At 68.0% G+C, this 10,871-nt stretch carries 10 protein-coding genes; all 10 read left to right on the forward strand.

Features of this window, described 5'->3' with window-relative positions:
• The first annotated feature begins 31 nt into the window (after nucleotides 1–31).
• The 10 genes from BW38_RS20210 (at nucleotide 32) to BW38_RS20165 (ending at nucleotide 10,851) form a co-directional block, all read left to right on the forward strand.
• Nucleotides 32–583, forward strand: coding sequence for a hypothetical protein (locus BW38_RS20210; RefSeq protein ID WP_032974553.1), 552 nt, complete (start codon nucleotides 32–34; stop codon nucleotides 581–583).
• A gap of 119 nt (nucleotides 584–702) precedes the next feature.
• Nucleotides 703–1,287 (forward strand): hypothetical protein, encoded by a 585-nt coding sequence (locus BW38_RS20205; protein ID WP_032974555.1) that lies wholly within the window; start codon nucleotides 703–705, stop codon nucleotides 1,285–1,287.
• A gap of 57 nt (nucleotides 1,288–1,344) precedes the next feature.
• Entirely contained in the window at nucleotides 1,345–1,782 is a 438-nt protein-coding gene (gspG, locus tag BW38_RS20200; RefSeq protein ID WP_032974557.1) for a type II secretion system major pseudopilin GspG, read from the forward strand.
• 54 nt (nucleotides 1,783–1,836) lie between these two features.
• The gene (gspK, locus tag BW38_RS20195) at nucleotides 1,837–2,697 is read left to right on the forward strand and encodes a type II secretion system minor pseudopilin GspK (RefSeq protein ID WP_152543261.1); all 861 of its coding nucleotides are present in this window, start codon (nucleotides 1,837–1,839) and stop codon (nucleotides 2,695–2,697) included.
• Complete coding sequence (gene gspL, locus BW38_RS20190; protein WP_032974560.1) at nucleotides 2,694–3,860, forward strand: type II secretion system protein GspL; 1,167 nt, start codon at nucleotides 2,694–2,696, stop codon at nucleotides 3,858–3,860. Before gspK ends, gspL begins: the two co-directional genes overlap by 4 nt.
• Before the next feature lie 29 nt (nucleotides 3,861–3,889).
• Nucleotides 3,890–4,384 carry a type II secretion system protein GspM gene (gspM, locus tag BW38_RS20185; RefSeq protein WP_235189866.1) on the forward strand — a complete coding sequence of 165 codons (495 nt, stop codon included), beginning with the start codon at nucleotides 3,890–3,892 and terminating at the stop codon, nucleotides 4,382–4,384.
• The gene (gspD, locus tag BW38_RS20180; RefSeq protein ID WP_032974562.1) at nucleotides 4,381–6,756 is read left to right on the forward strand and encodes a type II secretion system secretin GspD; all 2,376 of its coding nucleotides are present in this window, start codon (nucleotides 4,381–4,383) and stop codon (nucleotides 6,754–6,756) included. The genes gspM and gspD overlap by 4 nt, the downstream gene beginning before the upstream one ends.
• Nucleotides 6,753–8,195 carry a type II secretion system ATPase GspE gene (gspE, locus tag BW38_RS20175; RefSeq protein WP_032974563.1) on the forward strand — a complete coding sequence of 481 codons (1,443 nt, stop codon included), beginning with the start codon at nucleotides 6,753–6,755 and terminating at the stop codon, nucleotides 8,193–8,195. The genes gspD and gspE overlap by 4 nt, the downstream gene beginning before the upstream one ends.
• Before the next feature lie 7 nt (nucleotides 8,196–8,202).
• Nucleotides 8,203–9,402 carry a type II secretion system inner membrane protein GspF gene (gene gspF / locus BW38_RS20170; protein WP_032974565.1) on the forward strand — a complete coding sequence of 400 codons (1,200 nt, stop codon included), beginning with the start codon at nucleotides 8,203–8,205 and terminating at the stop codon, nucleotides 9,400–9,402.
• Nucleotides 9,403–9,657: 255 nt separating this feature from the next.
• Nucleotides 9,658–10,851 carry a substrate-binding domain-containing protein gene (locus tag BW38_RS20165; RefSeq protein ID WP_025874374.1) on the forward strand — a complete coding sequence of 398 codons (1,194 nt, stop codon included), beginning with the start codon at nucleotides 9,658–9,660 and terminating at the stop codon, nucleotides 10,849–10,851.
• The last annotated feature ends 20 nt before the right edge of the window (nucleotides 10,852–10,871 follow it).

Here is a 10,871-nt window from a genome sequence, read left to right on the forward strand (position 1 = left end):
CACGCCCGCTGCATGCATGGAGAGGCCAAGGATGCGCAACGAGACCATCGGTGTGTTGGATCTGCGCCGCAATCTGTCGGCGCTGCTGGAAACCACCCAGCGGCGGCCGCTGATGGTGCACCGCTATGGCGCGCCGTGGGTATGCGTGGTGTCCGACCCGCAGTGGCGGCAGCAGGCGGTGCTGCTGGAGTTCGAGCCACAGGACCATCCGTTGGCGATGCTGCTGCGGTTGCAGCGGCAGGCGCTGCCACTTTCGGAATCGGGAATGCTGCCTGCTGCTGCACTGGCACGTGCCTTGTTGCTGATGGCCATGCACGGCATCGAGGGTCTGGCGGCACTTCACGATCACGTGCGCTACCACCGGTTGTGGCACTGGTTCGTGGCCGCCAGCGATGCACAGATGGAGGGATGGCAGCTGCCACTGCTGCCGGCGGCGACGGCGGCGCTGCTGGATGACGCGGACGCGATGCACGCGCTGGCGGCATTCGCGCAGCGCAGCGACGTTGTCGTGCTGGCCCGGCGGTGTGGCGGAGAGGCGCCGCGCCTGGACCTGCAAGCCTGCAGGAGGATGACGTTGCGGTGACATTCCCGCGATGCTGCCACGCACTGCTCAACATCGCATTCGTGCTGTCGCTTCGGCTGCCTTGCTGACGTCTTCTGCAGAGTACGACGCTCCCGCGTCGCGGAGCGCAGGCGACGCCGATGAACGACAGTCGCAGGATCAGCATGCTGGAGCTGGACCGCCACCTGAGCCAGTCGCTGGAGCAGGCGCGGCACGCCCCAGTGAATGTGCAGCGCTATGGGCAGCCGTGGGTGTGGATGCTGTCCAGCGATGCCTGGGCCGATGCGGCAAGGTGGTCAGCGCTGGATGTCAGCGGCCATCCGTTGATGCTGCTGCGGCAGGCGCTGGACGCATGCCTGCAGCCGTGGCCTGAAGCGGCCTTGGCCACGCTTGCGCAGGAGAGCGCGGAGATGCGCATGGTGCAACGTGCGGTGCTGCTGATCGCGCTGTGCGCCCCTGGCAGCGTGCAGCGCCTGCACGACGATCTTCGCTATCACCAGGTGTACCGGCAGTTCATCGGCTTCGATCATGGCATGGCCTGGTCGCCCCTGCAGTGCATGCGCCTGCTGCAGGCGTGTGCCGCGCCAGTGCTGCAGCGCTGCGTGGAGGAAACGCTTGCGCGCGTTCCGTCGTCGCTGGTGGACGCTGCCTGCGTGGGGAATGCGCGCCGTGTGGGTGATCGGCTGCAGGAACGGCCGATTTCCGCAGGATGTTTATCGTACTGACACATGCGCCGCTGACCATGGGGCGGCGGTCTCTTCCAGGATGATGAGGGCGGAACAATGGCAATGCAGATGGGTGGTCGCAGGGCTCGGCAGCAGGGCTTCAGCCTGATCGAGATCATGGTGGTGGTGGTCATCATCGGCATTCTGGCTGCACTGATCGTGCCCCGGCTGATGGATCGCCCCGACCAGGCCCGCGTGGTGGCGGCACGCCAGGACATCGCCGCACTGATGCAGGCCATGAAGCTGTACCGGCTGGACAATGGGCGTTACCCCAGTGCCGGGCAGGGGCTGCAGGCGCTGCTGAGACCGCCGCAGGGCAGCGGCGCGATGCCGGTCACGCCGTACCTCGACCGCCTGCCGGATGACCCGTGGGGGCACCCCTACCAGTACCAGAACCCCGGCGCGCACGGCGATATCGACGTGTTCTCGCTGGGGGCCGACAGCAAGCCCGGCGGTGAGGCCGGCAACGCGGACATCGGCTCCTGGCAGTTGTGAGGCCGGACAATGGCACGCCGGAACATTCCAGGTGCGTTTACCCGCCAGCAGGGCATGGCGGTGATCGTGGCGATGCTGGTGGTGGCACTGGTGGCGGTGATCGCCACTGCGCTGCTGACCCGGCAGGCCGCACAGCTGCGTGCGGTACGCAGCGACCAGCTGCGCATGCAGGTACGCATGGCAGTGGACGTCACGCTGGAACGCGCGGCGCAGCAGTTGCGTGACGACGCGCGCGAGCAGTTGACTACCGTTGGCAACGGGCGCTGGGCGCGGCCGGTGCAGCTGCAGGCGCCGCTGCCGGTGCACCTGCAGCTGGTGGACGCGCAGTCGAGGTTCAACCTGCGCACGCTGCTGGCTGACGGCCAGCCTGCCGCAGAGGCACTGCGTGCGTTCACTTCGCTGTGTGTGGGGCAGGGGCTGCCCCGCGCGGCCTGTGCCAGCGCCGCAACGCAGGTCCAGTCGCGCCTGCGCGATGGCGATCGGCAGGCGCGGGCACCGTTGCCGCGTGAGTCGCTGATTGAACAGGTGCTGGCAGGCGCTGATCCGGTGGCGATACAGGCACTGGCGCGGCGTACGGTGGTGCTGCCAGCGCAGACCCTGGTCAACGCCAATACAGGTGATATCGCCGTACTGCAGGCGGTTGCACCGGGGGTGGATGCCGGGCGCCTGCAGGCGCTGCTGGGCGAGCGCGATCGTGGCCACTGGCTGCTCAACCGCGGGGACATCGCCAACCGGCTGCAGCTGAGCAACGAACAGATGGCGCTGATGCCGCTGGGTATCCACAGCGAGTGGTTCCTGGCGGTAGGCCAGGTACAGGCAGACGGCGCATCGGTGGATTTCCGCGCATTGATCTGGCGCGAGTACCGTGACGACAGCGTGCGTGTGCAACGGGTATGGACAAGGATCGGTGCATGAGCCTGCAGCTGAGAGTGCGCCTGCCGGCGCTGGAACGATTGGATGGGGACAGCGCGGTGGAGTGGTCGCAGCTGCACAAGGACCGCGTGCTGGCCACGGGAAGCGACCCTCTGTCGACGCTGGGCCAGCGCTTTCCGCAGGCGAGGGTGCATGCGAGCCTTGATCCGCAGGACCTGATCCTGCTTGAGCTGCAGCTGCCGCCGCTGCCCGGGCGACGCCTGCAGGCGGCCCTGCAGGGTGAAGTGGAAGCGATGCTGCTGGATGATCTGCAGGAGGTGGCGCTGGGCCATGGCACCCAGGCGGCCGATGGCACGGTGGCGGTGGCGTGGCTTGGCCTGCAGGCGATTGCGCGCGTACAGCAGCAGCTGCAGGAGTGCGGGCTGCAGTTGCAGGCGCTGCACCCAACGCCCTTGCTGCTGCCGTGGGCGGTCGGGCAGGCCACCCTGCAGCTGTGTGGTGATCAGGTGCTGGTCCGCTGTGGCCGTGATCGTGGCTTCGTGCAGTGGTGCGGTGGGCGTGACCTGGCCTCGGTGATGCAGGTGCTGGCCGTGCGCCTGCAGCAGGCCGGGGTGCAGGCAGTGCAGTGGATCGATGCCGTGCCGCCCGCTTGGGCCGAGCGTCTGCCGGCCAGCGTGCTGACGCAGGCGGTGCAGTGCAGCGGTCCGCTGCCTGGCTGGTCACTGCCGTTGCCGGCCTCGGGTGCAGGTGCGCCACGCCTGGCTATCGGTCTTGCGCTGGCGGCGGCGGTGCTGGCTGCACTGGGCCTGCAACTGCAGGTGTCGCGCTGGCACAGCGAGGGTGAAGCCCTGCAGCATGACATGGCGCGGCAGTTCAGCACGCACTTCCCCGAGATCCACGATGTGGTCGATCCGGTGGTGCAGGCGCGGCGGGCACTGGCGGTGCCGGCAGTGCCACGGGCACTTCCCGCCGTGCAGCAGCAGGTTGCCAGCGTGCTGCAGGCCATCCCCGAGTTGGCTGGCCAGGTCCGCAGCCTGCGCTATCAGCCGGGCCAGCTGGAGATGGAGCTGGATGCCGACGCGCAAGCCTTGGCCGAGGACGCGCAACGGCTGGAGCGCTGGCAGCAGGCGATGCAGGCACAGGGGTTGCAGCTTGCGCACGAAGCCGGTGGCCGCTTGCGGATCAGCAGCGGGACTGCTCCGTGACCGCATCGGAACTACGGCCGGCGGGCGTCGTGCGCGGACTGTCGCAGCGTTGGCAGCGGCTGGCGGCGCGCGAGCGCGCGATGCTGCTGTTGATGGCTGTGGCGATAGCGGCGGCCGCACTGTGGCTGGGCTGGCTGCAGCCGCTGCTTAAGCAGCGCAGCCATTGGCAGGCTGAGCTTCCACGGCTGCAGGCGCAGGCGGCAGCACTTGCACCGCTGCTGCGCGCCCGTGAACAACAGCAGCAGGCGCAAGGCCGGCGGCCGACACTTGCAGGCCTGCGCCAACAGATCACCGCTGCCGGCCTGGCGGGCAGCCTGCATATCGAAACGCGCGACGGGCGCTGGCACCTGCAGGTACGCAGTGTGCCCGCCGATGCGCTCTGGAACTGGCTGCTGCCTCTGCTGGCCGACCCGGCCATCGAACTGCAGCAACTGCAACTGCAACGGACAGGGGACGCGAACATGCCGGCGGCACGGATTTCCGGAAACATCGTGATGGCCGCCCAGGGCGGTGGCCATCCATGAAGGCGATGCGCAGCCTGGGCTGCAGCGCGGCATTGGCACTGGTGGTGGGCCTGGCCCATCTTCCGGCGCCGGTGCAGGCGCAGGACGCCAATGGCGAACCGGTGCAGCTGAACCTGGTGGACACCGATATCGGTGGGGTGCTGCGCATGGCGGCACGCTTCACCGGCCGCCAGTTCCTGGTCGACCCCCGGGTGAGCGGCAAGATGACCGTGGTCTCCGATGGGCCGGTCAGCCGTGTGCAGGCTTACCAGCTGCTGCTGGGTGCATTGCGCATGCGCGGTTTTGCCGTGGTTGAAAGCGGGGGTGTCAGCCGGGTGGTGCCGCAGGCGGATGCCAAGCTGCTGGGCGGCCGCGTTGGTGCCGGTGGCGCGGGCGGCGAAATAGCCACGCGCACGTTTTCCCTGCGCTACGAGAGTGCCGCAGCGCTGGTGGCGGTGCTGCGGCCGATGATCACCGCGGACAATCCGATCACCGCGAACCCCGGCAACAACACGCTGGTCATCACCGACTACGCCGACAACCTGGAGCGCATCGCGCGGGTCATCGCCAGCGTGGATACACCGGCCGGCATGGACACCGACGTGGTGAAGCTGCAGCAGGGCATTGCCGTGGACGTGGCGGCGATGGTCGCACCGCTGCTGGATGCGCAGGGCGCGGAGCCGGCGCAGAAGGTGGTGGTGATGGCCGACCCGCGCAGCAACAGCGTGCTGCTGCGTTCCAGCAGCCCGGGCCGCACGCGCCTGGCGCGGCAGCTGGTGGAGAAGCTGGACAAGGCCCAGGACGAGTCCGGCAACCTGCATGTGGTGTACCTGCGCAACGCCCAGGCCACGCAGCTGGCCGGGGTGCTGCGGGGCGTGGTGGCAGGGCAGAGCGATGCGCCGGCAATGGGCAGCAGCGACGGCATCACTGCATTGCCGGGCGAGACCAGCCGCAATGCCAGCCCGCCGCCGCAGCCTGCACAGGGCAAGAACAAAGGGAATGCGCTGGAATCGCCGCGGCTTGATCCCGGCCGTCGCGAACCGACCGATGCCGGCAGCACCGGCTTCAGCCAGAACGGCATTTCGGTGCAGGCCGACATCGCCACCAACACCTTGCTGATCTCTGCCCCGGAGCCGGTGTACCGCAACCTGCGGCGGGTGATCGACCAGCTGGACCAGCGTCGGGCGCAGGTGCTGGTGGAGAGCCTGATCGTGGAGGTCAACCAGACCGACGCTGCCGAACTGGGCGTGCAATGGATGCTGGGCAACGGCCGCACCTTCGGTGGCACCCATTTCGGCGGCACCACCGGTGGTAGTGGGCTGAACACCACCGCGCGCACCACGCTCGACGTGCTGCCGAAGGACGGGCTGAACGTCGGCGTGATCGACGGCACGATCAACCTGCCGGGCGTGGGCCAGATCCTCAACATGAAGGCGCTGGCCAACGCACTGCAGAGCAAAGGCGGCGCCAACATCCTCTCCACGCCGAACCTGATGACGCTGGACAACGAGGCGGCCAGCATCATGGTCGGGCAGACCGTGCCCTTCGTCAGTGGCCGCTATGTGACCGATGGCGGTGGTGGCAGCAACAACCCGTTCCAGACCATCGAACGCGAGGACGTGGGCCTGAAGCTGCGGGTGCGCCCGCAGATTTCCGAGGGCGGCACGGTGAAGCTGGACATCTACCAGGAAGTCAGCAGCATCGATGCGCAGAGCTCGGGCAGCGCCGGCATCATCACCAACAAGCGCGCGCTGGACACCAGCGTGCTGCTCGATGACGGCCAGATCATGGTGCTGGGCGGCCTGCTGGAAGACAGCGTCAGTCATGGCCGTGATGCGGTGCCGGGCCTGGGCAAGATTCCAGTGCTGGGCGCACTGTTCCGCAGTGACACCCGCAAGCGCGCCAAGACCAACCTGATGGTGTTCCTGCGCCCGCACGTGGTGCGTGACCCGGCTGCCGGCCAGCGCCTGACCCGCGACCGCTACGACTACATGCGCAATGCACAGGCCGGCGCGCAGCCGGTGCAGAGCTGGGCATTGCCGGCGCTGTCGGCGCCGCAGCTGCCACCGCAGGACCTGTCTGTGCTCGGCCAGGGCAATGCGCGCGATGGACAGGGCCAGCCGCTGCAGAACGGCAGCCTTGCGGCGTTGTATCCGGCCAGCGAGGGCACTGTGCAGGTGGTGCAGTTCGCGCAGGGGCTGGATGCAGCGCGTGCCACGCAGGCCGTGGCACAGGTGCGCGCGCTTGGCCTGCAGGCCTATGCCGAAACCACGCCGGGCGAAACCGGACAGCGACTGCGGGTGCGGGTGGCACGCGACCCGGCCACGCTCGACCCGGCGCTGCAGCAGCTGCGCGGGCTGGGCTACACCCCGGAACTGGTCATCGGCCCATGAGCATGGCCACGCCGCCGCCAGCGCTGCCGTATGCCTGGGTGCGCAGCCACGGCGTGATGCTGGCCGAAGCAGGCGGCGCGCCGGTTCTGCTGGGAACTGCCGAGACCGCCGCCTGGGCGGTGGCCGAACTGCGCCGCCGGCATGGGCCGCTGCCGTTCCAGGTGCTGGATGCGGCGGCCTGGCAGCAGCGGTTGGGCGAGCAGTATCGTGACGGTGGCGATGCCGCTGCACTGGTCGGCGCGGCCGAAAGTGAAGTCGATCTCGACCGGCTGATGCAGGACATGCCCGAGGTGACCGATCTGCTGGATGCACAGGACGACGCGCCGGTGATCCGCATGATCAACGCCCTGCTGGCACAGGCCGCGCGTGACGGTGCAAGCGATCTGCACATCGAACCTTTCGAAACCCATTCGGTGGTGCGCTACCGCGTCGATGGCACCCTGCGTGACATGGTGCAGCCACGACGTGCGTTGCACGCGGCGCTGGTCTCGCGCATCAAGATCATGGCCCACCTGGATATCGCCGAGAAGCGCCTGCCGCAGGATGGGCGCATTGCGATCCGCGTGGGTGGCCGGCCGCTGGATATCCGCGTCTCCACCGTGCCCACCGGGCACGGCGAACGGGCGGTGCTGCGCCTGCTGGAAAAGGATGCCGGGCGGTTGCAGCTGCAACGCCTCGGCATGGCCGACGATACGCTGGCCACCTTCACCGGGTTGATCCGGCAGCCGCATGGCATCGTGCTGGTGACTGGGCCCACCGGCAGTGGCAAGACCACATCGCTGTATGCGGCACTGGGGCAGCTCGACAGCAGCACCAGCAACATCCTCACGGTGGAAGACCCAGTGGAGTACGACTTTGCCGGTATCGGCCAGATCCAGGTCAACGCGCGCATCGGCATGAGTTTCGGCACCGCATTGCGCGCGATCCTGCGCCAGGACCCGGACACCATCATGATCGGCGAGATCCGTGACCTGGAAACGGCGCAGATCGCGGTGCAGTCGTCGCTGACCGGTCACGGCGTGCTGGCATCGCTGCATACCAACGATGCGATTTCGGCGGTGACCCGACTGGCGGACATGGGCGTGGAACCTTTCCTGCTGGCCTCATCGTTGCGTGGCGTGCTGGCGCAGCGGCTGGTGCGCAGGCTGTGCCTGCAGTGCCGGCGTGCCGAAGTGGATGCCGAGGGCCGCACCGTGTGGCGGGCCGTAGGCTGCCCCGCCTGTGCGAACAGCGGCTACCGCGGGCGCACCGGTATCCACGAACTGTTCGTGGTGGATGAGCGCGTGCGGGCACTGATCCATGAAGGGCAGGGCGAACCTGCGCTGCGCGAGGCCGCGCGGCGCGCCGGCATGCGCACCCTGCGCCAGGACGGGCAGCGCTGGGTCGACAGCGGGGTGACTACGCTGGAGGAGATCCTGCGCGTGACCGGCGACGACTGAGGCGCGCATGGCACTGTTCGACTACCAGGCCGCCAACGCGCAGGGGCGCATCGAGAAGGGACAGCTGGACGCCGACAACGCGCGCGGCGTGCGCCAGCAACTGCGCGGGCGTGGGCTGACACCGGTACAGGTATCAGCCGCACGCAATGCTGGCAGTGGCTGGGGCACGCGCAGGCTGTCGGCCGGCGAACTGGCCTGGGCCACGCGGCAACTGGCCAGCCTGCTGGCCGCCAGCCTGCCGCTGGAAAGCGCATTGAGCGCCGTGATCGAGCAGGCCGAACGCCCGCACGTTGCGCAGGCACTCACGGCGGTGCGTGCCGATGTGCGCGCCGGCCAACGGTTGACCGTGGCGCTGGCAGCGCGGCCGCGCGACTTTCCCGCGATCTATCGTGCCCTGGTGGGTGCCGGCGAGGATTCCGGCGATCTGGCGCGGGTGATGGAGCGCCTGGCCGACTACATCGAAGAGCGCAATGCGCTGCAGGCGAAGGTGCTGACGGCGTTCATCTACCCGGCGGCGATCAGCCTGGTGTCGGTGGCGATCGTGATCTTCCTGCTCAGCTACGTGGTTCCCCAGGTAGTGACTGCGTTCGTGCAGGCGCGCCAGACGCTGCCGATGCTGACCCAGGTGATGCTGGCGGCCAGTGCGTTCGTACGCGCGTGGGGTGCATGGACGGGGATCGGTATCGGCGCGTTGGTGGTGGGCTGGCGGGTGGCCCTGCGGCGGCCGGATCTTCGCCTGCGCTGGGACACCCTGCTGCTGCGCGTACCGATGGTGGGGCGCTTCGTGCTGGGCGTGAACAGCGCACGCTTCGCATCGACACTGGCGATCCTGCTTGATGCCGGTGTGCCCTTGCTGCGCGCACTGGACGCCGCACGACAGACACTGGGCAATGCGCTGCTGGCGCGCTGTGCCGATGATGTGGCCGCACGCGTGCGCGAAGGTACTTCGCTTGGCGCTGCGCTGAAGGTGCAGAAAGTGTATCCGCCGATCCTGGTGCATCTGGTGGCCAGTGGCGAGAAGACCGGTTCATTGGCACCGTTGCTCGACCGCGCTGCACAGACCATCTCACGCGAGATTGAACGCCGCGCGATGGCACTCACTGCATTGCTGGAGCCCACGATGATCCTGGTGATGGGGGGCGTGGTGCTGACCATCGTGCTGGCCGTGCTGATGCCGATCATGGAAATGAACCAGCTGGTGCAGTGATGCGCGAAGCGCATCACGGGTAGCGACGGGCCATGCCCGGCGAGCGCGCAGCGCCGCAGGCTTTCGATTCTCCACACAATCCTCCACACCTTTTCTCGATCTTCCACAGGTTTCTTAAGCGGCCTGTCATCGGCGGCGACCAGCATGTCCGTGTCGCCGCAGAGTGGGCTGGGAGGCCCTCGGCGGCAGCAGGCGTGTAGTGACCGTTCCTCCCTTGGTGTTTCACCTTCGCAGTAAACCCTTCAGGAGAAGATCATGACCAAGTACAAGACCCTGGCCGCGCTGGTTGCTACCGCGCTGCTCGCCACTGCTGGTGCCGCGTCGGCCCAGACCGCTGTCACCGGCGGCGGCGCTTCGCTGCCGGCCGACCTCTACAAGGGCCAGGCCGACAGCATCCTGCCGGCCAACTTCAGCTACGCCGTGACCGGCTCGGGCACCGGCAAGAAGGCCTTCCTGGAAAACAACTCGGCGCTGTTCTCGACCACCGGTACCGTGCATTTCGCCGGCAGCGATTCGGTGCTGAGCAGCACCGAGCTGAGCACCTACAACAGCACCTACAACGTGGCTGGCGATGCCAACCGCTTCGGCGCGCTGGTGCAGATCCCGTCGGTCGCCACCTCGGTCACCATCCCGTTCAACAAGGCCGGTTCGGCGGTTGATCTGTCGGTCACCCAGATCTGCGGCATCTTCTCGGGCAAGATCAATGACTGGAGCCAGCTGGCTGGTTCGGGCCGTACCGGTGCCCTGCAGGTTGTCTACCGTGGCGAGAGCAGCGGTACCAGCGAGCTGCTGGCCCGCTTCCTGACCAGCGCCTGCCAGCCGGCGGACGTCTCCGGCACCACCCTGAAGCTGACCAACGGCGTGCCGGCGTTCTCGGTGCAGTCGACCTTCGCCAACCTGTTCACCACCGTGCCGTCGAACTTCATCGCCGCGCCGGCCACCGGTGGCACCTCGCTGTACAACGCGGTGTACGCCGTTGACGGCCGCATCGGCTACGTTGGCCCGGACGTCATCCCGAGCCTGACCGATGCCACCAAGGTGGCCAAGGTCAAGTCCTTCTCGCCGGATGAAGTGAGCGTGCAGGCGACCCTGGAAACCGCCGCTCCGCCGACCGGCGCCGCTGCTGAAAATCCCGCCAACTGGGTGCCGGTGTTCGGCAACCCGAGCGCGGGCTACCCGATCGCTGGCTACACCAACTTCGTGTTCGGCCAGTGCTACAAGAACGCCACTGTCGGCGCCAACGTGCGTGGCTTCCTGACCCGCCATTACGGCAGTGTCGTGGTCGCCGGCGTCGAGCAGGGCCCGAACGATGCGGCCATCCGCGCGCACAAGTTCATCCCGCTGACCAAGGCCTGGCGTGATGCGGTCCGTGCCCGCTTCGCGACTGCCAGCAATGCTGGCGCCGTGAACAACCCGAGCACCTGCGCCAGCATCGGCCGTCCGCTGTAACTGTCTGCAAGGCAACACCT

The organism is Stenotrophomonas sp. RIT309, from assembly GCF_000632045.1.
Classification (GTDB): Bacteria; Pseudomonadota; Gammaproteobacteria; order Xanthomonadales; family Xanthomonadaceae; genus Stenotrophomonas; species Stenotrophomonas indicatrix.

Bases quoted from the DNA above. Each gene is read 5' to 3' on its own strand.
- BW38_RS20210 (WP_032974553.1), top strand. From the start codon at position 32: ATGCGCAACGAGACCATCGGTGTGTTGGATCTGCGCCGCAATCTGTCG.
- BW38_RS20205 (WP_032974555.1), top strand. From the start codon at position 703: ATGAACGACAGTCGCAGGATCAGCATGCTGGAGCTGGACCGCCACCTG.
- gspG (WP_032974557.1), top strand. From the start codon at position 1,345: ATGGCAATGCAGATGGGTGGTCGCAGGGCTCGGCAGCAGGGCTTCAGC.
- gspK (WP_152543261.1), top strand. From the start codon at position 1,837: ATGGCGGTGATCGTGGCGATGCTGGTGGTGGCACTGGTGGCGGTGATC.
- gspL (WP_032974560.1), top strand. From the start codon at position 2,694: ATGAGCCTGCAGCTGAGAGTGCGCCTGCCGGCGCTGGAACGATTGGAT.
- gspD (WP_032974562.1), top strand. From the start codon at position 4,381: ATGAAGGCGATGCGCAGCCTGGGCTGCAGCGCGGCATTGGCACTGGTG.
- gspE (WP_032974563.1), top strand. From the start codon at position 6,753: ATGAGCATGGCCACGCCGCCGCCAGCGCTGCCGTATGCCTGGGTGCGC.
- gspF (WP_032974565.1), top strand. From the start codon at position 8,203: ATGGCACTGTTCGACTACCAGGCCGCCAACGCGCAGGGGCGCATCGAG.
- BW38_RS20165 (WP_025874374.1), top strand. From the start codon at position 9,658: ATGACCAAGTACAAGACCCTGGCCGCGCTGGTTGCTACCGCGCTGCTC.